Raw genomic sequence first — 20957 nt, 5'->3', positions numbered from 1 at the left:
GAGTCCATTCTGCCCCAGCCGCAGGCCTCCACGCGGTAATGTTGGGCGGGTGCGACTCGTCATAGCCCGTTGTTCTGTTGATTATGTTGGCCGCCTCAAGGCCCACCTCCCGCTCGCCACACGGCTCCTGCTGGTCAAAGCGGACGGCTCGGTGCTGGTGCATTCGGACGGTGGTTCCTATAAGCCCCTGAACTGGATGAGTCCGCCGGCCACACTCCGTGTTACCTCGCCCGAGGAGGCAGACGTGGAGGAAGGTGTCGTGGAGCAGTGGACGGTCCAGTCCGCCAAGACGGACGACCGGCTCATCATCAACATCTACGAGCAGCTGCACGACACCTCCCACGAGCTCGGCATTGATCCGGGACTGATCAAGGACGGCGTGGAAGCCGATCTGCAGCGGCTCCTTGCAGAGCAGATCGAAACCCTTGGCACGGGCTACTCGCTGATCCGCCGCGAATACTTCACGGCGATCGGCCCCGTGGACATCCTCGCCCGGGACGCCAACGGGGCAACAGTTGCCGTTGAGCTCAAGCGGCGGGGAGACATAGATGGCGTGGAGCAGCTGACCCGGTACCTGGAACTCCTCAACCGCGATCCCCTCCTGGCACCGGTCCGGGGCATTTTCGCCGCGCAGCAGATCAAGCCGCAGGCCAAGGTGCTGGCCAATGACCGGGGCATCGACTGCGTGACCCTGGATTATGACGCAATGCGGGGCGTGGATGACAGCGAGTCACGGCTCTTCTGACCCAGCACCCGAGGCGTGTGCGGCAGGCCACTAGAATCAGAACCATGACTGCCGCAGACTCTTCTGTCCGTCCTTCCGCGCCCAGCCACCAGATCCTCCTGGGAACGCTCGTCACCGACGGAACGGTGGTGGAAGACGGTTTGCTGGCAATTGAGGGTGACCGGATCGCCTATGCCGGGCAGGCCCCGGCTTTCGTCCCCGAAGACTTTCCCGGTTTCCAGAGCGCCATCCGGCATGGCGTCCCGGCCGGCCACTACCTCCTGCCCGGTCTGGTGGACGTGCACTGCCACGGCGGCAACGGCGGCGATTTCCCCGGCGGGGAGGAATCCTCGGCCCGCAAGGCAGTGGACTTCCTGCACCGCTCCGGCACAACTACGTTCCTGGCCAGCATGGTCACGGCACCACGGGAGGATTTGCTTCGCGGCATCGAACTGTACGTGAAGCTCGCCGACGAAGGCCTGGTCGCAGGAATCCACCTGGAGGGCCCGTTCCTCTCCCACGCACGGTGTGGCGCACAAAACCCTGCCTACCTGCTGGAACCTGACCTGGACCTCATGGACGAACTCGTTGCGGCTGCGGAAGGCAAGCTTGCCACCATGACCTACGCACCGGAGCTTCCGGGTGCTGCCGCCCTGGTGGATCTGATGACGTCCCACGGGGTAACCCCCTCACTGGGCCACACGGATTGCGACGATGCCACGGCGGCAGCGTCATTGGCCGCCGCTCGTGAGGGGCTTGAGTCGGCAGGGTTCGACGGCGTCAGCTCACTGCCGACTGTTACGCACCTTTTCAATGGGATGCCTCCCCTGCACCACCGCGCACCTGGCCCGGTGGCTGCCTGTTTGCGGACCGCGCAGGCCGGCAAGGCAGTGGTGGAACTGATCGCCGACGATACCCACCTCGATCCCAGCACGGTGGCCACGGTCTTCCAGCTCGTGGGAGCAAACAACATCGTGCTGGTCACCGATTCCATGGCGGCCGCCGGACTCTCCGACGGCCAGTACATGCTGGGCCCCTCCCCGGTAACGGTCAGCAAGGGCGTGGCCACCCTGGATGCCACCGGTTCCATCGCCGGCGGCACCGCAACGCTGCTGGACGTGGTGCGCAGGACCGTGGCAGCCGGCGTCGACCTCCCCGACGCCGTCTGTTCCGCCACATCGGTTCCCGCCGGCGTCCTGGGCCTTTCGGATGAAGTCGGAGGGTTGCGCCGGGGCCTTCGGGCGGACGTCGTGACCGCGGACCAGGAACTGGGACTGACGGGAGTCATGCGAAATGGTGAATGGCTGTCATAGGCCTAAGGTCCAAGTGCAATTCCTTTGGGCGCCGTAACCGGCTTTTTACCGAAAATTTTCCCGAATTACCAAAAAGACCGTTGACCTCCGGCACCGCGCATGAAAGTGTTGTAGCAGTCTTTGTGTAGGTGGTTTTCATGCTCGCAAGACGAGTTGCGAGCGTGAAGCTCCTGCGAAACCAACCGGGCCAGCCCGGAAGGAATCCGGATCTTCTCGCGGAGTAACAAAGCCGGTACGCGGTGTATCGGACTGATGTTCCAAATTGAGGAGAAATACATGGCACTCGGAACCGTCAAGTGGTTCAACGCTGAAAAGGGCTTCGGCTTCATCACCCCGGACGACTCGGATGGCGACGTCTTCGTTCACTACTCGGAGATCCAGACCGGCGGCTTCAAGACCCTCGATGAGAACCAGCGCGTTCAGTTCGAGATCGGCCAGGGCGCCAAGGGCCCCCAGGCTACCGGCGTCACCGTCGTCTAGTTTGATCCATTGAACCTGCCCCCGGCAGATTCACCAACAGCTTGGCCCCGGCATTTAGTCGGGGCCAAGCTGTTTAAGGGCCAATCATTGCGGGCGGAAATGTCTGATATTTCTGACAAGGCCTGTTACAAACAGTGAAGAAATGCGAAAAGACTCCCCGAATGGAGCGTTGACAATTCAACCAACCAAGGTGCGCAACAACCGGGCGGAATGCCGGACCGATAAACCCGGAAGGTAAGCGCGGCTCAGCGCCCGGCCCATTGCCGGAAGGTGCAAGGGGTCCTGGTAATACATGTACAGCGTCCTGTAGTCAGGCTGGAAGCGCGATTTAAAGGAAGCCAGGGAGCGGAAGCCATAAACCGGTTCCAAGGCCTGCCCCACGAGGTCAAGGATTCCTGCCAAGCCTTCGGGCCGCTGGTCCGGTTCATCCTTGTCCCTGGCCAGTGGTGAACCTGACAACGAGATCACCTCCACCGACTCGCGCAGGTGCAGCACGGCCGAGGCGATCAGGAACTCCATCACTCCGGGGAAGGCATCACCACTGCGCCTCATGAAGTCCAGGGTCCAACTAACAACCGTTCCGTTGTCATAGACCGGCAACCAACTGGTGACTCCGTAGACCATGCCGGCCTCGTCGGCAGCAACGCAGCACAGGACATCCGGGTCCTCAAGCTCATCCATGCCGCCCAAGGTGAAACCCATTTCCGGGACGCGTTTCTGCGCCGCCCATTCCTCGGAAACCTCGCCCACCTTTGCCCGCAAGGAGTGCGGCAATTCTCCGAAGGCACCCCACACGGCGGTGATTCCCATCTTGCTGGCCCTGTTGAGGGCAGTCCGGACGTTCTGCCACTCCTTGCCACGGAATTCCAGTCCACGGATCCTGAGCCGGGTTTCCTGCGCAACGGCGACCCTCCGGAAACCCCTTGCCTGCAGCTCCGGCCACAACTCGTCCGTACACGAATACAGGCAGGGGATGAGGGCGTTCCGCGAGCAATGCTGCAGGAAGCCCAAGGCAGTGGCCCGATGCCCCTCCGCCGCACCAATGGGTCCGGCCAACGTCAGCGCAACGTGACCATGCTGCTGGTAGGCCACTCCCCCGGTCCCCTGCGGAGTGAACCAGTACTTGTTCGGTTCCCACAACGCCATCCAGGACAAGGAGTCGCCCCCGGCCTTAACCAGCGAACGCGCCTTTTCCCGGGACTGATGGTCAAGGCCACCAGCGTGGTGTCCGCGGACCAGCAGCACCCAGACGCCGATGAGGGCCACCAGCCAAAAGGCGGTGCCTGAGTAGGAGAAAAGGAACACTTCGAGGGCATCCCGCTCAGCGAATACCTTGCGGTAGACGCCGGGCAAAGGAACCGGCAGGTATTGGCGGGCGAGTTCGGTACCCAAACCCAGCAGGCCGCCGTCGCGCGCCATGCCACCGGAAGCCAGCCACACAATGGTGTACGCCAGTGCGAGGGCCACACCGCTGAGTCCAACGAACCAAAAGACCCTGCGACGCATCCGAGTCGACGACTCCACCCGGAAATGTCCCCGGTACGCGAAGAGGAGGATCGCCAGGATCAGCGGAACCATGACCAGCGGGATCAAGTGCGCCACAGCCGAATTCATCATGCCCACCCTCGGACGGCCCGGCAGCTGCGGCATGCCGGCGAACAGGCCGAGATAGAGCGTGGACAAAGCCACCACCACAAGCTGGACGCCGATTGCGATGCCCAGGGCCAGGCGGCGCCCACGGCGCATCCCGTCAACGCAGATGAGCAACAGCACCACTGGAACCACGGCCAGGGCCAGGCCGAAGGGCCCGGTATAGCCCTGCCGGCCCAGTTCCAGGCACGCCACATCAATGGTCCCCCCACAGTTGCCCTCCAACTGGCTGAGCGTAGGCAGGGGGTTGAGGATCACATCGCGAAGCAGGGCAAGCGGCCCCGATGGGCTCTTGGCTACGGCAGTAAGAATGGGGCCTACGGCAAAAATGGCCATGGTCAGCGACAAGAGGTTCCGCACCTCGCGGCCCGTTGACCTGTGCAAATGGAGATGGCCTTGGTTGCTCTGCATCCACCATGCGGCCGCCAACCCGATCAACGCGCCCAACAAGCCCATGAGCGTCTCAGGGTGTCCAACGAAAAGCACCAGGAGCAAGGTGATGGACAACGCCACCGTGCGGAACCGCCGCTGCCAAAGCGTTGGCAGCTTGGCGCTGGCAGCCAGGGCCGTGGCCAGCAAGGCGCCGTAGGGACCGATGAGCCGGGTGTCCACCATGCGGGAGATCCAGCCATCGTCCGCGTACCGCGCTATTTGGGTCACCAGGAAGAAGGCTGTGACACAGGCGAACTGGCAGGCGAGAAGTACCAGGGACGTTTTCAGGAACCCGAAATGCCGCTCCGCCAGGCCCAGGAGAAAAAGGATCATCAGCACGACGACAACGAAGGCAGGCACGTTGGTGGTGAAAAAGAGGGACGTCCAGATGGACCACCATTCGCCGGCACGCAGTCCGCGCAGCGTCACGCCAGCAACGGGCAGCCAGGACTCGGGCGGACCAGCAACGACGCTTCCGGAAACGATTGAGACAAGGACAAACACTCCGACGACGGCCAGCGTCAAGGGCGTAGCCCGCAAATGCCGCCCCGCCTGCCGCATGGCCGGCTCGATGAAACCCTTCAGGGCGAGGCTCACTGCGGCAACCCCCATCTGGCCGACAAGAAGTCCAAGGCGCCGGGCATGCCGCGAACCACTGAGTCCCACGAGTGTCCGGAGTGGTCTATGACGCGGTCCTCAACCGTGAACCCCGCAGACCGGGCAGCGTCTGCCAAGGCGTGCATGTAGGCGATGAACTCATTGTCCGTAGCCCCGGCCGTCAAGTACATGCCACTGCCTGGATACTGCCTCTGCTGCATCAGGACCAAAGGGGTCCTGGACTCGAAAGCCGCTACGTCGCCGTCGAACGAGTCAGCGATCGTCTTGTTCCTGTCCTTGGCGAGGGCGGGCTCCTGCTCGGCCGAGAACCCGACCACGGAAGGAAACAGCTCCGGGTGGGCGGTACCCATCTGGACCGCACAAGTTCCCCCGAAGGAAAACCCTCCCACGGCCCATTGCCGGTGGTCGGTGGAGACGGCCAGCGTCTTGCTGATCCACGTGGGGACGTCCTGGGAGAGATAGGTGTCCGCGGGAGCGATCCTGCTGTCCATGCACATGGTGTTCGCGTTGGCCGATCCGTTGGGATCGACCACCACGGTGACGGGTGCAATGCCGCCATGTGCCTCGGCGAATTTATCCAGCTGCGAACGTAGCTGCCCGCCGGTGAGCCAATCGGCAGGACCGCCCGGTTGACCCGAGAACAGGATCAGCACGGGAAGGCTGGGACGGCTTTCGGTCAGATACGCCGGCGGGAGGTAAACGTACGCTTCCCGCGCGGTAAAGCCGGAAACAGTACCGGGAATGTCCGCCCTGCGCAGCGTACCGCCACGGGGCATGGTCTCGGGCGCCCTCCAGGCGGACGGCGAAGGGCCGGGCTTGCTGTCCGGACCACGCTGCAGTCCTGCTTCCAACGGCTGGATACGGGCAACGGCTGTACCCAGCAGGTCGGCCACGGTGTTGTTGAGGCCAAAGTAGGAGTTGACCTGGACCACGGATAGGAGCACAACGCCCAGCATCGCGGCGACACTCGCGGAACGCCCCTTCCAGGCAGCGCGGGGAAACCGGGCAACGCAAAGAAGAAGTGCAGCTACCGCAGCGGTGGACCACACCAGCGTCTCGAAAGGCAGGTTCTCAGAGAACGTGGCCATCACGTCGATAAGCAGCCAGTGCGTCAGTGCCACCGCGCCGGCAGCCAGCGCAAGGGAAGCAATCACCACCAACGGCCACCACCGCCTGCGCCGCCAAAGCAACCAGGATGCGCCAACAACTCCACAGACAAGGGAGAACCAGAAGAACGGCCCGTCAACCAGGCTGACGTCGGACAGGAAATCCATAACGCCTAACGCCAGGTTCCAACACCGATGACCGGCCCGGCTTCAAGCCACGATGATAGACCGGCGTAGGCTTCGAACTTCATGGCCAACATGAACGTCCGGCCTTCGTATTGAAGCTCAACAACCACCACGCCGGGTTGGACCCGGACGAGCTCGTCCTCGGTGGGTTTGCGCCGTCCAAGGAGTTCCAGGGAACTGCGCTTGAAACGGTGCTTGGGTACCACGCTCAGTGACATCAAGCGGAACCACTCGAGTTCATTGTCCTGATAACGACAAACCCCCATCTGCCAGCTGTTTCCAGCCATGCAAATGGAGGCGTCGACCGTGCCCAGGGCGCGCCGCAGATTGAAGCGGCGCACCCCAAAAAGGCACAGTGTAAAAATCAGCAACGCAAACGCCGTTGCCAGGGCGATGAACGGAATAAGGGAATCGTCCATCAAGGTCGTGCTATCGGATCCCCGCTGTAGCCGCTTCGCCCAACTGGGCGTTGTCAGCAACAATGACCACGCGGTCGTTGTCGACGGAGAAGAATCCGCCGTCCACCACTACCGCAATGCGGTCACCGGAAACCGGCTGGATTGCCAGCTCGCCCTCGGCCAGGATGGCCAGAAGGGGCGAGTGGCCCGGCAGGATTCCGATTTCACCATCGCTGGTGCGGGCCTTCACCATCTTGGCCGCGCCGGACCACACGAAGTGGTCCGCTGCGACAATCTCAACCTCAAGCTCAGCCATACTACTTGGTCTGTTCCTGGATCTTGGCCCAGTTGCGCTCGACGTCATCCAGGCCACCGACGTTGAAGAACGCCTGCTCTGCAATGTGGTCCAGCTCGCCGTCGCAGATGGCGGTGAAGCCTTCAACCGTGTCCTTGATGGAGACGGTGGAGCCCTCGACGCCGGTGAACTGCTTGGCGGTGTAGGTGTTCTGGGACAGGAACTGCTGGATACGACGTGCACGCGACACGACGATCTTGTCTTCTTCGGACAGTTCGTCAACACCGAGGATGGCGATGATGTCCTGGAGTTCCTTGTTCTTCTGCAGGATCTGCTTCACACGGACAGCCGTGTTGTAGTGGTCCTTGCCGATGTACTGGGGGTCCAGAATACGGGACGTGGACGTCAGCGGATCAACAGCCGGGTACAGACCACGCGATGCGATTTCACGGGAAAGTTCCGTGGTCGCGTCGAGGTGGGCGAAGGTGGTTGCCGGAGCCGGGTCGGTGTAGTCGTCAGCAGGGACGTAGATTGCCTGCATGGACGTGATCGAGTGGCCCTTGGTGGACGTGATGCGCTCCTGGAGGAGGCCCATCTCGTCAGCAAGGTTCGGCTGGTAACCCACGGCGGACGGCATGCGGCCGAGCAGCGTGGAAACTTCCGAACCTGCCTGCGTGAAGCGGAAGATGTTGTCGATGAAGAGCAGCACGTCCTGGTTCTGGACATCGCGGAAGTACTCCGCCATGGTCAGGGCGGACAGTGCCACGCGCAGACGCGTTCCCGGCGGCTCATCCATCTGGCCGAACACAAGGGCGGTGTCCTTGAGGACGCCTGCCTCTTCCATTTCAACCCAGAGGTCGTTGCCTTCACGCGTACGCTCGCCAACGCCGGCGAATACCGAGGTACCACCGAAGTTACGGGCCACACGGGTGATCATTTCCTGGATCAGAACGGTCTTGCCAACACCGGCGCCACCGAACAGACCAATCTTTCCACCCTTGATGTAGGGGGTCAGGAGGTCGATGACCTTGATACCGGTCTCGAGCATCTCCGTGGAGCCCTCGAGGGACGCAAAGCTCGGGGCCTTGCGGTGGATCGGCCAGTAGGCGTCAGCCTTGATCTCCGACTCGTCAACGTCAAGCGGCTTGCCGAGGACGTTGAAGATGTGGCCCTTGACGCCGTCGCCGACGGGCACGGAGATCGGAGCGCCGGAGTCCTGCACGGTGGTGCCGCGGACCAGGCCGTCGGTTGCCTGCAGGGAGATGGCGCGAACGAGGTTGTCACCCAGGTGCTGGGAGGTCTCGAACGTGATGGTCTTGGTCTGGCCGTTGAGGGTGACCTCGGTGGTCAGTGCGTTGTAGATCTCGGGGATTGCGTCAGCCGGGAATTCGACGTCGACAACCGGACCAATAACACGGGCAATGCGGCCGGTGGCACCGGCCGTTGCTACGTGTTCGGTAGCAGTGGCAGTCATCTCTCTCACTTCACTCAGTAGATGGCGTGGGGTTAAGTTTATCTGTTTGGTGCAGGTGCGGCTTCGAGCCGGATCCGTACCGGCTAGGACGCGAGGGCGTCGGCGCCGGCCACGATCTCGGAAAGCTCCTGCGTAATCTCGGCCTGGCGGGCCGTGTTGCGAAGGCGCGTGTACTTCTTGATGAGTTCCGTTGCGTTGTCACCGGCCGACTTCATGGCCCGCTGGCGGGCGGCGAGCTCGGAAGCTGCTGCCTGCAGCATGGCTGCAAAGATGCGGGACTCGATGTAACGCGGGAGCAGGGCGTCGAGGACCTGCTCCGTTTCCGGCTCAAATTCGTACAGCGGCAACAGCTCGGACTCCGAGGCTGCTTCCTCTTCGACGACCTCCAGCGGAAGCAAACGGATAACCGTCGGCTCCTGCGTCACCATCGACTTGAAGCGCGTGTAGACGACGTGGATCTCGTCCACGCCACCCTCGGCGTAGTCAGTGGCGAAGTCTTCGAGAAGTGCAGCACCGATTTCCTGGGCCGTTCCGAATTCCGGAGCGTCCGTACCACCCGTCCAAACACGGGAGTAGTCACGGTTACGGAATTCGAAGTACGCCTGGGCCTTACGGCCAACCAGGTACGACTTGACTTCCTTGCCTTCTGCGCGAAGAAGCTCGGTGAGGCCTTCGGCCTGCTTGAGCACGCTTGCGGAGTACGATCCTGCAAGGCCACGGTCCGAGGTGATGATCAGGACGGCGGCGCGGCGGATCTGCTCCGGCTCGGTGGTTAGCGGGTGGTCGATTTCGCTCTGGGTCGCGACAGCAGAAACGGCACGGGTAATGGCGTTCGCGTAAGGCAGTGAAGCTGCTACGCGGGCGCGGGCCTTACCGATGCGCGAGGTAGCGATCAGTTCCATCGCCTTGAAGATCTTGCGCATCGACGTCGTCGAGCTGATCTTCTGACGGTAGACCCGAATCTGGGCTCCCATACTTATCCTTTCCTAAGTTCCCGACGTACCGCCCTGCCGGGGCCCTTGCGGACCCCGGCAGAGCAGGTCATCGAAACTAGCGCTTCTGCTTGACGATCTTTTCCTGGTCGACGTCGCCGCCCGAGATCGCTTCGTGCTCTTCGTGTCCGGCACCAACCAGTCGGTTGTCACCCTCTCCGAAGAAGCCCTTCTTGAAGGAAACGACTGCTTCCTTCAGCGCTGCGGCGGTGTCGTCATCCAGGACGTTGGTCTGGGCCAGCGTGGTCAGGATGGAGGACTGGTGCTTCAGGTGCTCCAGGAACTCGGACTCGAAGCGGCTGATGTCCTCAACCGGAACGTCGTCCAGGTAGCCGTTGGTACCGGCCCAGATGGAAACAACCTGGTTCTCAACCGGGAACGGCGAGTACTGGCCCTGCTTCAGGAGCTCCATGAGGCGTGCGCCACGGGTCAGCTGCTGGCGGGAAGCAGCGTCCAGGTCCGAGGCGAACATGGCGAAAGCCTGCATGTCGCGGTACTGGGCCAGGTCCAGCTTCAAGGTACCGGAGACCTTCTTCATGGACTTGACCTGCGCGGCGCCACCAACGCGGGAGACGGACACACCAACGTCAACAGCAGGACGCTGGTTGGCGTTGAAGAGATCCGACTGGAGGAAGATCTGGCCATCGGTAATGGAGATCACGTTGGTGGGGATGTAGGCGGAAACGTCGTTTGCCTTGGTCTCGACAATCGGCAGACCGGTCATGGAACCCGCACCGAGCTCGTCGGAGAGCTTTGCACAACGCTCCAGGAGACGGGAGTGCAAGTAGAAGACGTCACCCGGGTATGCTTCACGTCCCGGCGGGCGGCGGAGCAGCAGGGACACGGCGCGGTAGGCTTCGGCCTGCTTGGACAGGTCGTCGAAGATCACCAGGACGTGCTTGCCGCCGTACATCCAGTGCTGGCCGATGGCCGAGCCTGCATACGGTGCGAGGTACTTGAAGCCGGCGGGGTCCGAAGCCGGGGAAGCCACGATGGTGGTGTACTCCAGTGCACCGTGGTCCTCGAGGGTCTGACGGACGGCTGCGATGGTGGAAGCCTTCTGGCCAACACCAACGTAAACGCAACGAACCTGCTTGCTGACATCGCCCGAAGCCCAGTTGGCCTTCTGGTTGATGATGGTGTCAACCGCGATGGCGGTCTTGCCGGTCTGGCGGTCGCCAATGATCAGCTGACGCTGGCCACGGCCGATCGGAATCATGGCGTCGATAGCCTTGAGGCCGGTCTGCATGGGCTCGTGAACGGACTTGCGCTCGGTCACGCCCGGAGCCTGGAGTTCCAGTGCACGGGTGGCCTCGGCCTTGATCTCGCCGAGGTCGTCGATCGGCTGGCCCAGGGGGTCAACCACGCGGCCCAGGAAGGCGTCGCCAACGGGCACGGACAGGATCTCACCGGTGCGGTGAACTTCCTGGCCTTCTTCGATTCCGGTGAAGTCACCGAGGATAATGACACCGATTTCGCGGACGTCAAGGTTCTGGGCGAGGCCCAGCGTGCCATCTTCGAAGCGAAGCAGCTCGTTCGCCATGACCGAGGGAAGACCCTCAACACGGGCGATGCCGTCACTTGCGGTGGTCACGCGACCAACCTCTACGCGCTCTGCGTTACCGGGTTCGTAGGACGCCGCGAACTCGTTCAACGCATTACGGACGTCGTCGGCGTTGATGGTCAATTCGGCCATCTGCAGTCCCTGCTCTCCTGTTTTCGTGATCATCGTTGCTCACGATGACCGGGTTTATATCAGTTAGTTGTGCTTTGTCTTCACTAGCCAGCGAGCTGACGGCGGAGTTCGGTCAAGCGGGCGATGACCGAAGCGTCAAGCACTTCGTCGCCTACCTGGACACGGACTCCACCGATCAGTGCAGGATCAACAGTGATGTTGACCTTCAGTTCGCGGCCGTAGAGGGCGTTGAGCCCGGCCTGCAGTCGGCTGGCCTGCGTTTCCGTCAACGGACGGGTAACGCTGACAGTTGCAATCCAGCGCTGCTGGCGCTTGGCTGCAAGCTTGGCGAAGGATTCGACGAGCTTGCTCGGCTTGACACCGCGCGGCTCCGAAACTGCCTGGCCAATAAGAACCTTGGCTTCCTCGCTGATGCCAGGAACAAGCTTCTCGGCAAGGGCAGTCTTGGCGGCACCCGATGCCTGCGGCTCAGACAAAGCCCGCTGTACTTCGTGGCTGGAAGCGACAACCTGGTTGAAGGCAAACAGATCGTTTTCCAGCTCTTCCAGCCCCGTAATACCGGAGGCAGAAACGGCCGACTTGTTTTCAGCTACCGCAATGACGACCGTGGCGGCAAGCGTCTCGAGTGCATCGCCGATGTCGCGTGCGGATGCCCAGCGCGAGCTGGCCAGTCCGCCTGCAATCTCAGCAGCATCAGCGGAGACTTTTCCGCCAACCAGCTGCTTGACCAGCGCCGACTTCTCGTCCCCGCTGCGGGAAGGGTCAGTCAGGGCGCGGCGCAAGCCAGCCGAGCTGTCCACCGTTCCCAGGATTCCGAAGAGGTCCTTTGCCAACTGCAGCGAGGCCAAAGGAAGCTTGGCTTCCAGGTCTGCCAGTGCTGTGGTCAGCGATTCGCTCGATATTCCTGCCATTACTTAGCTGCACCTGCGTTCTGGGTCTCCAGATCAGCCAGGAAGCGGTCCACGACGCGTGCCGAACGCTCGTCGTCGTTGAGTGCTTCGCCGACGATGCGGCCTGCCAGCGTGGTAGCAAGCGTGCCAACCTCGGAGCGGAGCGAGACAACAGCTGCCTGGCGCTCGGACTCGATGGCGGCGTGTGCCTGCTCGGTGATGCGTGCAGACTCGGCAGCTGCCTTGGCCTTCAGGTCCGCGAGGATCTGGGCGCCTTCGGCACGTGCTTCTTCGCGGATGCGGTTGGCCTCGGCACGGGCATCGGTGAGCTGCTGCTTGTACTCTTCAAGAGCTGCAGAAGCTTCTGCCTGGGCCTGCTCGGCCTTCGCAATGCCACCTTCAATTGCTTCGGCGCGCTCCGCGAACGTCTTCTCGAACATCGGGACAACAAACTTGACCACGATGTACAGGAGGACCGCGAAGCCGACGAGGACAACGCCCATTTCCCAGACGTTGGGAACGAGCGGGTTGCCTGCCCCTTCGCCTTCAGTGGCGGCTGAGATGATCAGCTGATTCATATTTCACCCGTCCTATCTACTCGTGCTTGGAATTCGCTTGGTTCTTAGGACTAGGAAAGAACGAAGGCGAAGACGAGGCCGAGGATGGCGAGAGCTTCGGTCAGTGCCAGACCAAGGAACGCGATCGGCTGCAGCACACGCTGAGCTTCCGGCTGACGTGCAACACCGTTGATGTAAGCGGCGAACACGAGACCCACACCGATACCACCGCCGATGGCCGAGAGACCGTAGCCGATGAGGTTGAGGGAGCCGTTGATGGTGCCTTCCATTTTTTCTTCCTTTCAAGATGCCGCCCGTGCGGCAGGTTGTTTGGGTTGCTTCATCCCCGCAAGGGGAAGTTTTTGGGAGCCTAGTGGCTGTCGGCGTGCAGTGCGCCTTCAATGTAGATCGCGGTCAACAGGGTGAACACATAGGCCTGAAGTGCCATGATCAGCGCCTCGAGCATGTACATGGCGATGGCACCTACCAGGACCAGGACGGATGCACCCTTGAGGAGCACGTTCTCCTGCATGACCAGGAACTCGATGCCGGAACCGGCGAGCATGACGATCAAGTGGCCAGCCAGCATGGTCGCGAACAGACGGAGGCTGTGCGTGACGGGACGGACCAGGAAGTTGGAGATGATTTCGATCGGAACGACGATCGGCAGGATGTACCAGGGAACACCGGAGGGAACGGTTGCGAGCTTGAAGTACTTCAGGCCGTTCTTCTTGATGCCGATGACGATCCAGGTGAAGTACACGATGCCTGCCAGCACGTAGGCGCCGCCAACGTGGGAGAAGCTCGGAAGCTGGATCAACGGAATGGCACCGTAAATGTTGTTCACCAGGATGAAGAAGAAGAGGCTGAACAGCAGCGGGACGTACTTGATGAAGTCCTTGCCACCGATGATGTCCTTGGCAATGCTGTTGCGGACGAAGCCATAGGCCATTTCGCCTGCAAATTGCAGCTTGCCGGGAACCAGCTGCTGCTTGCGTGCAGCGAGGATGAAGAATGTAGCGATAATGACGACCGACAGGATCACCAGCAACATTTGCTTGGAGAAGCCATCGTGCGCACCCCAGGGCAGGATTGCCGGCAGGTGCATTTCGTCGATTCCGGGTGGGGTGAAGGACCCCGAATCCTGGGCGGGGAGCGCAAGCGCGATCAACGCGTTTCCTCTCTGCTGTGTCCATCATTGGGCATTGGGTGGAACGCGGACACGTTCAACGCATCCCCATTCCGTGTGAAATTATTTGGCATTACTGTCCCCGTCCGTGGACGGACCGCTGTCTGCTTTGCTCACGCCAGCAGAAGTGCTTTGCTTTGTGAGGCCGTGCATATGGGAAAGATAGAACCCTCCTGCGGCTCCCAGCAGAGCGCCAAGGAGCACAATCCAGCGGGTCCCCCACAGATTATCCAAACCCCAGCCTATCAAACTCCAGACAATGATCCCGCCAATGATGTAGCTGAAGACAGCAATGCCGGCGTTGTATCCGCCATCATTTTGGGTCTCGGCGGGGTCGGCGGCTGTGCCGTGGTTGGCAGCGGCCGATGCCTGGCGGGACTTACCCTTACGCAACGGCATCCGATCCGCCCTTCTGTCCTGGAGAATCGTTGTAGATCTGCAGGCGGGATTTGGCGAATCCGTAGATCTCTGCCGCTTGCCAAAAGACAACACTCACGACGGCGCCGATCAGGAACCAGCGGCCGTGCAGCCAGGCGGGTGCGCCGATAACGAAAAGCACCAATGCGAAGCCGATTACTTTGACGAAATACGTCGCAACAAAGAGCCCTACGGCACCTGATGGGTTGTTACCGCCGACAAAATGGCCGATCAGAAGGCTGATGGCGAAGAACACCATGACAAGGACAGCACCGAACGCTGCCGAAATCGCACCTTGGCCGCCATTCATGACGGCTGCGATCACGCAACAAAGGGCAGTGGCCCCCAGCGACGCGACAGCGCTGAGAAGGAGCAGCCTCAACCACAAAGATGAGACGCGCCCGAATACCCCAACACCACGTTTGCCGGACGGACGTCCGGTTTCGGCGTTGGATGTCATGGGGATACCAATCCTCGTGGCAGGGAAGCCATATTCTCAAAGTGGGGTTACGGGCGAGTGACTGTCCGCACCAAAAATTCTACACGAGATAGAACTGTGACCCTAACCGGAAGCTTCCGGCTACTCCCCCGGTTGCGCCGTGTTTCGGGTGAAATAGGGCCAGGCTGTGACAGCTGCCATCACCAGGGCCGCAGCAACGTCCACGATCAGGACGATCTGCCAGGGAAAGACAGCGAACGCGACGCCGCCAAAGGCAAGGATGCAGGTCCACACGTACAGCATCACGACGGCGGTGCGGTGCGAGTACCCGAGGTCCACGAGCTTGTGGTGGAGGTGCCCTCGGTCCGCCGACCACGGCGACTGTCCACGTGCGGTCCTGCGGACCACGGCCATGCCGAAGTCGAGCAGCGGCAGCGACAAAACGGCAAACGGCAAGAGGATCGGAATGATGGTGGGGATACCGTTGGCGCGGTCATAGAGGCCGGAACCGATCTGTCCGGTGGCCACGACACCTGCCGCGGCCATGAGGAGGCCAATCAGCATGGCCCCGGAATCACCCATGAAAATCTTGGCGGGAAACCAGTTGTGCGGCAGGAAACCGATGCAGCCACCCACCAGGATGGCCATCAGGAGCGTGGCCAGGTCCGAGTTGTCCGTTGAGGGATTGTTCCGGTGCACCCAGTAGGCCGTCAGGAAGAACGCCCCGCCGCCGATGGTCGCCACGCCGGCAGCGAGTCCGTCCAGGCCGTCGATGAAGTTCACCGCGTTCATGGTGGTCACGATCAACCCTGCCGTGAGGACGATCTGGACCAGCTCGGACTGGATGAAGATCGGCTCGGGTATGAAGGGAACCACGGACATCCGGACGCCCCAGATCGCCACAATGAAGGCGGCTCCGGCCTGGCCGAGGAGCTTGATCCACCACCGGATGTCCAGGATGTCGTCCGCCACACCCACCGCGACGATCACCACTGCACCGGCGAGGATCCCCCACGGGGCATCGTTATGCCTGAAGATGTCCTTGACGAAGAATGAGTTGCTGGCCACCACAAGCGCGACGAAGAAGCCCGCGAAGATGCCAAGGCCACCCAGCTTGGAGATCAGGGCCGAATGCATGTCCCTGCTGCGGATGGGGCGGTAGAGCCGGAGCTTGTTGCCCAGGACCCGGGCACCCCATGTTCCCGCATAGGACACCACGGCAGCCGTGAGCGCCATCAGCAGATACATGATCATGATGCGGCTCCGGAACGCAGCGCGGTGGCCGCTGAAAAATCGAATGGTTCGGGGCAGCTTGGTGTGTGGAACGCTGTCTGTGGATAAATGGAACTACTCCGTCGCCATGCCTGCACCGGCCGTGCCGAATGTTGCTGGTTTTCTGTGGACTCTAGTCACGATACTAATGCCAACCGCCGTGACCACCGGCGCGACGCAGCCGCCGGCAGGCCTGCTCTTGGCCGCCTTTTAGCTACGTTCGCGCTACTTTTGCGGGCCCGTGACGTCCCGCAAGGCGTAGATGCCCTCCAGGACTTTTTCATTGGACCGCGGCGGCCGGTAGCTGTCGCGCAGGCCCTTCAGGAACCCTGCCACCAAGACTTTGCGGTTGGATGAGGACGCAATGGTCCGGGTCCAATTCCGCAGCGAAGCACCCGTGAAGAGAACCTTCTCCCACGGGGCCAGTGCGTTGGACCGCGTGTAGACCCACAGCTTGTTGCGGACCTCGTAATAGAAGCGGGGACCGGGATCCGCGCCGGCGTCGCCGAATACCTTCGTGTGGTGGTTGGCAACGGACGCATCGGTTGTGAGCGCCACACCGCGTCGGGATACCCGGGCCGTGAACTCGAGGTCGTCGTTCCAGATGAAGTAGTCGGCAATCGGCAAGCCGTGGCGCCTGATCTCCTCCGCATGGACCAGCACGGAGACAAACGAGGCACTGCGGATCTGGCTCGCACCCACCCGCGTGGCCGCCACCCGCGCCGATTCAGCGGCACCGATCCTCGGCCGCATGCGGTTCATCGGATGGTCGCGGCCATCGGTCCACACCACCCGGCTGGCAATGAATGCCGGTGTCTCCCCCGTTTGCCGGGCGTAGTCCTCGGACACCTCCAGGGCTTCACGGAGTGCACCGGGCTGCGGCTCGGTGTCATCGTCCATGATCCACACATGGTGGGCCCCATGGTCCAAAACGGCGCGTTCCATTCCCACCACGAACCCACCGGCGCCGCCCACGTTGGTGTTCAAAGTGACTACATCGGTAGGCACCGGACCCGCGTAACTGCGCAGGAAGTCTGCAGTTCCGTCGGTGGAGGCATTGTCCACAACGACGACGGCGTCCGGCACCTGGGTGCCGGCGGCGATGCCCGCCAAGGTTGTCTCAAGGAGTTCGCGCCGGTTATAGGTCACCACGACGGCAACCACCACGGGTTTTGACATTACTTCCCTTTGGTCTGGGATGGCTGGAAACGCCTGCGGATCAAAAGGCCCGCCAGCTTCCACGGTTCAACGAATACTCTGTAGGCCACCCGGCCCGGGTGCAGTACCAGGCGCCAGGCCCATTCGAGGCCCAGCCGCCCCAACCACCGGGGTGCAAGCTTCTGCACACCGGCAACTTGTTCGATCGCTCCACCCACGGCGCAATAGACCGCAGGCGGCAGCTGCTGGATCCTTCGTTGCAGGACCATCTCCTGCAAGGGCATGCCAAGGCCCAGCAAAACCAGTTGGGGGCGATAGGACGCGAGCCAATCAACCACGGCGTCCTCAAGTGCTCCGTCCCAGCCTTCGCCGGGCATGCCGTCCACCGTAGCACCCGGGATGATGGTGCGGAGCTTGGCGACTGCCTTGGTGTTGGCGTCACGTCCGGCGCCGATCACCGCCACGCGTTCCAGTCCGGCTACGCCGCCCAATTCCGGAATCCAGTCCATGGATCCCATCCGGAAAGCCATGGTGCCCTGGCCCAGAGGTTTCAACTGCTCCCTGTGGGCAAGGCCCCACAGCATGGCTACCGGAGCCCCGTCCAGAAGCACAATCTCGCTGTTGTCATAGAGCGCACGGAACTCCGGACGGGAGTGGAACAACGTGACGCTGTGCAGGTTGTGACCAAGGACCGTACTGGTTTTGCCGTCGGCGATGAGACGTCCGAGCGCTGCAACCACCCCGTCGGCGCGCAGCGGAGTGGCGTCGACGTCGAGGACGGGGACGCGCTGGCGTTCGGGAATCATTCGGGGGTGGCTTCGCGCGCGGCCCCGGACGATGGACCTGCCTCCCCGTCCACCGCAGCCGATGCGGGGGTTGTTTCCGAAGCAGCCCCAAGGTCGCTTTCGGACGGTTTTTCCGTAACGCTTTCGGACGGTGCTTCCGTAACGCGTTCCGACGCAGCATCGGTGACGCCACCGGCGTCGGCCTCGCTCTGGTCCCCGGATGCTTCCGGAGCCGCCACTTCACCCACGCCCAACACGGAAGGCACTATGTCGCGCAACCGGTCCAAGGAGATAGCGCCCTGGCGCACCACCTTGAAGGGGGTGGAGGTCGCGTCCACAATCGTCGAAGGGACGGCGGCCGTGCCTTGGACCGGCCGGAAGCCACCCTCAAGGTACACCTCCACCGATTCCGCCAATTGCAGGCGTGCTTCGGAAGCGGTCTGTGCTGCTTCCTGGCCAGTACGGTTGGCAGAAGAGACGGCGAGCGGACCGGTGAGGCCCAGCAGTTCCAGGGCGAGCTCGTCATCGGGCATGCGCAGGGCCACGGTGCCCTTCGTATCCCCGAGGTCCCAGTCCAGCGAAGGCTGTGCGTGGAGGATGAGCGTCAGCCCACCCGGCCAAAACGCCTGTGCCAGGGCCCGGGCATCAGCCGGAACATCGGTGGCCAGTCCATCCAAAGCATTGATCCGCGGGATCAGGACAGGCGGCGGCATTTGGCGGCTGCGGCCCTTGGATGCCAGCAGCATGGTCACCGCGAGCGGAGAGAAGGCGTCTGCCGCGATGCCATACACGGTGTCCGTGGGCATCACGATGCACTTCTTTTCGCTGATGGCGCGCTGCGCGTGCTGCAGCCCTTCAGCCCGCTGGTCATCGGAAGTGCAATTGTAGGTTGTGGTCACAGCGCTATTCTTTCACTCGTTGGGAGCGGTCTCTGCCAGCACTGCGCTCGTGGCACGTTCCTTGCCGTTGAGGTCAAAGTGCGTAGTAATTTCCTGCCAGTGGCCGGCGCGTCGCAGCATGCCGGAGATCCACCCGGCCTGGACTTCCGCGTGTTCCATGACGAAGTAGCCCCCGGGCTTCAGGAGGCGGGCCGCAGAGGCGGCTGCCGCCGTCGGAAGTTCCATCCCGTCCGCTCCCCCGCCGTACAAAGCTTCGGGGGGATCGTGCAGGGCCACTTCGGGTTCGTTGGGGATGGCTTCGGCCGGAATGTAGGGCGGGTTGGAAACGACGGCGTCAAAGGTTCCGTTGTGCTCGGGCAACGCGTCCCGGAGATCGCCTTCCACCAGCGTGACACCCATTGGTTCCAGGTTGCCGGCGGCCCAGGCGTGGGCCAAGGCGCTGAATTCGACGGCGTAGACGTCGGCCCCCGGGACCTCGTGCGCGATCGAACCGGCGATTGCGCCCGAACCCGTTCCGAGGTCCACCACTTTCGGGGCGGACACTCCCGCCAGGTGGTCGATCACCAACTGCACCACGGACTCAGTTTCGGGCCGGGGAATGAAGACGCCGGGTCCCACGCGCAACTCCAGGTGGCGGAAATAGGCGACGCCGGTAATGTGCTGCAGCGGCACGCGTCCGGCACGCTCGGCAACCAAGGCGGCGTAGCCCTCCGGTGCCGGCGAATCGCCAAGGAGCAACGCACGCAGGCGTCCAAGGCCCACGTTCAGGAGGTGGTCGGCAAGGAGCTCGGCGTCCACCCGCGGGGTTGGGACACCGGCGTCGGACAGGATGGCGGCAGCCTCGCGAACAGCGTCCGCGAGGCTCTGGCCAGGGTAGAACGGCATGGCTTGGGCTACCGGCTTTACTCGCCGATGGCGTCAAGCCGCGATTGCTCGTCCATTTCGATCGCCGACTGGATGACTGGTTCCAGGTCGCCGTTCATCACGGCGTCCAGGTTGTACGCCTTGTAGCCGGTCCGGTGGTCCGCGATGCGGTTTTCCGGGAAGTTGTACGTGCGGATGCGCTCGGAGCGGTCCATGGTACGGATCTGCGACTTGCGCTGTTCGGAGTTCGCTGCGTCGATCTGCTCCTGCTGGTGGGCAAGGAGCCTCGCCCGCAGGACACGCATGCCGGCTTCACGGTTCTGCAACTGCGACTTCTCATTCTGCATGGCCACCACAATGCCCGTGGGCAAGTGGGTGATGCGTACCGCGGAGTCGGTGGTATTCACGGACTGGCCGCCCGGCCCCGAGGACCGGTACACGTCGATCTTGAGGTCGCTCTGGTTGATCTCGAGTTCTTCGGGTTCATCGACTTCCGGCAGCACCAGGACGCCGGCAGCAGACGTGTGAATGCGTCCCTGCGATTCGGTCACGGGAACACGCTGCACGCGGTGCACGCCGCCTTCGAACTTCAAGCGGGCAAAGACGCCTTCGGCGGGATCGTTCGAGTTGCCCTTGATGGCGACGGAAACGTCCTTGTACCCGCCCAGGTCGGACTCGGTGGCGGAGATCATTTCCGTCTTCCAGCCGCGGGATTCCGCGTACCGCATGTACATGCGCAGCAGGTCGCCGGCGAACAGGGCAGCCTCGTCGCCGCCTTCACCGCCCTTGACTTCGAGGATCACGTTGCGGGCGTCATCCGGGTCACGCGGGATGAGCAGCCGCCGCAGCCGCTCCTGCGCCGCGGGAATCTGCTCTTCGAGCTGCTCCACTTCGGCAGCGAAATCCGGATCCTCGGCCGCCATCTCCTTGGCGGCTTCCATGTCATCGTTGAGCCCGCGCCACTTGTTGTACGCCTCCACGATGCCCTGGAGCTGGGCAGAACGCCGCCCCAACTTACGGGCTACGGATTGGTCGGCGTAAACAGCAGGATCGCTCAACTGTGCCTGGATGGCCGCGTGTTCATCAAGCAATCCCTGGACGGACTCAAACATTTTCAAACCTC

The 20957-nt window shown here is 62.5% G+C and carries 22 protein-coding genes; 3 read left to right on the top strand and 19 right to left on the bottom strand.

Annotation, left to right across the window (positions count from 1 at the left end):
- Nucleotides 1-49: 49 nt before the first annotated feature.
- The 3 genes from nucS (at nucleotide 50) to ACIPV6_RS00150 (ending at nucleotide 2517) form a co-directional block, all read left to right on the top strand.
- Nucleotides 50-745 carry an endonuclease NucS gene (nucS, locus tag ACIPV6_RS00160; RefSeq protein WP_400268997.1) on the top strand — a complete coding sequence of 232 codons (696 nt, stop codon included), beginning with the start codon at nucleotides 50-52 and terminating at the stop codon, nucleotides 743-745.
- A 44-nt stretch (nucleotides 746-789) separates the two neighbouring features.
- The gene (locus tag ACIPV6_RS00155; RefSeq protein ID WP_400268996.1) at nucleotides 790-2037 is read left to right on the top strand and encodes an N-acetylglucosamine-6-phosphate deacetylase; all 1248 of its coding nucleotides are present in this window, start codon (nucleotides 790-792) and stop codon (nucleotides 2035-2037) included.
- 276 nt (nucleotides 2038-2313) lie between these two features.
- Complete coding sequence (locus ACIPV6_RS00150) at nucleotides 2314-2517, top strand: cold-shock protein (protein ID WP_018776337.1); 204 nt, start codon at nucleotides 2314-2316, stop codon at nucleotides 2515-2517.
- 177 nt (nucleotides 2518-2694) lie between these two features.
- Here ACIPV6_RS00150 and ACIPV6_RS00145 read toward each other — a convergent pair whose 3' ends face one another.
- From ACIPV6_RS00145 to prfA, 19 genes are all read right to left on the bottom strand, one after another.
- Nucleotides 2695-5211: a bifunctional lysylphosphatidylglycerol flippase/synthetase MprF gene (locus tag ACIPV6_RS00145; protein ID WP_400268995.1), complete on the bottom strand. Its 2517-nt coding sequence runs from the start codon at nucleotides 5209-5211 to the stop codon at nucleotides 2695-2697.
- Nucleotides 5193-6491, bottom strand: a complete 1299-nt coding sequence (locus tag ACIPV6_RS00140; RefSeq protein ID WP_400268994.1) for an alpha/beta hydrolase — start codon at nucleotides 6489-6491, stop codon at nucleotides 5193-5195. Before ACIPV6_RS00140 ends, ACIPV6_RS00145 begins: the two co-directional genes overlap by 19 nt.
- A gap of 5 nt (nucleotides 6492-6496) precedes the next feature.
- Nucleotides 6497-6928 carry a DUF2550 domain-containing protein gene (locus ACIPV6_RS00135; RefSeq protein ID WP_400268993.1) on the bottom strand — a complete coding sequence of 144 codons (432 nt, stop codon included), beginning with the start codon at nucleotides 6926-6928 and terminating at the stop codon, nucleotides 6497-6499.
- A 10-nt stretch (nucleotides 6929-6938) separates the two neighbouring features.
- Nucleotides 6939-7223: a F0F1 ATP synthase subunit epsilon gene (locus tag ACIPV6_RS00130; RefSeq protein WP_216923952.1), complete on the bottom strand. Its 285-nt coding sequence runs from the start codon at nucleotides 7221-7223 to the stop codon at nucleotides 6939-6941.
- A gap of 1 nt (nucleotide 7224) precedes the next feature.
- Nucleotides 7225-8676: a F0F1 ATP synthase subunit beta gene (gene atpD, locus ACIPV6_RS00125; protein WP_264962128.1), complete on the bottom strand. Its 1452-nt coding sequence runs from the start codon at nucleotides 8674-8676 to the stop codon at nucleotides 7225-7227.
- Between the two features lie 83 nt (nucleotides 8677-8759).
- A complete protein-coding gene (locus ACIPV6_RS00120) occupies nucleotides 8760-9650 on the bottom strand; it encodes a F0F1 ATP synthase subunit gamma (protein ID WP_397322409.1) in 891 nt (296 codons plus the stop codon).
- Nucleotides 9651-9726: 76 nt separating this feature from the next.
- On the bottom strand, nucleotides 9727-11364 hold the full coding sequence (gene atpA, locus ACIPV6_RS00115; RefSeq protein WP_397322526.1) for a F0F1 ATP synthase subunit alpha: 1638 nt from the start codon (nucleotides 11362-11364) through the stop codon (nucleotides 9727-9729).
- An 83-nt stretch (nucleotides 11365-11447) separates the two neighbouring features.
- Nucleotides 11448-12275, bottom strand: coding sequence for a F0F1 ATP synthase subunit delta (locus ACIPV6_RS00110; RefSeq protein ID WP_397322408.1), 828 nt, complete (start codon nucleotides 12273-12275; stop codon nucleotides 11448-11450).
- Complete coding sequence (locus tag ACIPV6_RS00105; protein ID WP_400268992.1) at nucleotides 12275-12832, bottom strand: F0F1 ATP synthase subunit B; 558 nt, start codon at nucleotides 12830-12832, stop codon at nucleotides 12275-12277. The genes ACIPV6_RS00110 and ACIPV6_RS00105 overlap by 1 nt, the downstream gene beginning before the upstream one ends.
- 50 nt (nucleotides 12833-12882) lie before the next feature.
- Nucleotides 12883-13101 (bottom strand): ATP synthase F0 subunit C, encoded by a 219-nt coding sequence (gene atpE, locus ACIPV6_RS00100; protein ID WP_011775261.1) that lies wholly within the window; start codon nucleotides 13099-13101, stop codon nucleotides 12883-12885.
- Nucleotides 13102-13181: 80 nt separating this feature from the next.
- Complete coding sequence (gene atpB / locus ACIPV6_RS00095) at nucleotides 13182-13982, bottom strand: F0F1 ATP synthase subunit A (protein ID WP_400268991.1); 801 nt, start codon at nucleotides 13980-13982, stop codon at nucleotides 13182-13184.
- A gap of 81 nt (nucleotides 13983-14063) precedes the next feature.
- Nucleotides 14064-14399: a hypothetical protein gene (locus ACIPV6_RS00090; protein ID WP_400268990.1), complete on the bottom strand. Its 336-nt coding sequence runs from the start codon at nucleotides 14397-14399 to the stop codon at nucleotides 14064-14066.
- Nucleotides 14386-14877, bottom strand: coding sequence for a hypothetical protein (locus ACIPV6_RS00085; RefSeq protein WP_400268989.1), 492 nt, complete (start codon nucleotides 14875-14877; stop codon nucleotides 14386-14388). The genes ACIPV6_RS00090 and ACIPV6_RS00085 overlap by 14 nt, the downstream gene beginning before the upstream one ends.
- Nucleotides 14878-14997: 120 nt before the next feature.
- Complete coding sequence (locus ACIPV6_RS00080) at nucleotides 14998-16110, bottom strand: MraY family glycosyltransferase (RefSeq protein WP_400268988.1); 1113 nt, start codon at nucleotides 16108-16110, stop codon at nucleotides 14998-15000.
- A 243-nt stretch (nucleotides 16111-16353) separates the two neighbouring features.
- Nucleotides 16354-17307, bottom strand: a complete 954-nt coding sequence (locus ACIPV6_RS00075; protein ID WP_400268987.1) for a glycosyltransferase — start codon at nucleotides 17305-17307, stop codon at nucleotides 16354-16356.
- A complete protein-coding gene (locus ACIPV6_RS00070) occupies nucleotides 17307-18092 on the bottom strand; it encodes a WecB/TagA/CpsF family glycosyltransferase (RefSeq protein ID WP_400268986.1) in 786 nt (261 codons plus the stop codon). The genes ACIPV6_RS00075 and ACIPV6_RS00070 overlap by 1 nt, the downstream gene beginning before the upstream one ends.
- A complete protein-coding gene (locus ACIPV6_RS00065) occupies nucleotides 18089-18970 on the bottom strand; it encodes an L-threonylcarbamoyladenylate synthase (protein WP_400268985.1) in 882 nt (293 codons plus the stop codon). Before ACIPV6_RS00065 ends, ACIPV6_RS00070 begins: the two co-directional genes overlap by 4 nt.
- Nucleotides 18971-18982: 12 nt before the next feature.
- On the bottom strand, nucleotides 18983-19855 hold the full coding sequence (prmC, locus tag ACIPV6_RS00060; RefSeq protein ID WP_400268984.1) for a peptide chain release factor N(5)-glutamine methyltransferase: 873 nt from the start codon (nucleotides 19853-19855) through the stop codon (nucleotides 18983-18985).
- A 17-nt stretch (nucleotides 19856-19872) separates the two neighbouring features.
- On the bottom strand, nucleotides 19873-20946 hold the full coding sequence (prfA, locus tag ACIPV6_RS00055) for a peptide chain release factor 1 (protein WP_400268983.1): 1074 nt from the start codon (nucleotides 20944-20946) through the stop codon (nucleotides 19873-19875).
- Nucleotides 20947-20957 lie beyond the last annotated feature (11 nt).

The sequence above is a fragment of the Paenarthrobacter sp. NPDC089988 genome (assembly GCF_044748465.1).
Classification (GTDB): Bacteria; Actinomycetota; Actinomycetes; order Actinomycetales; family Micrococcaceae; genus Arthrobacter.
Note: the sequence above shows the minus strand (reverse complement) of the source record. Positions and strands in the feature narration are given on the sequence as shown.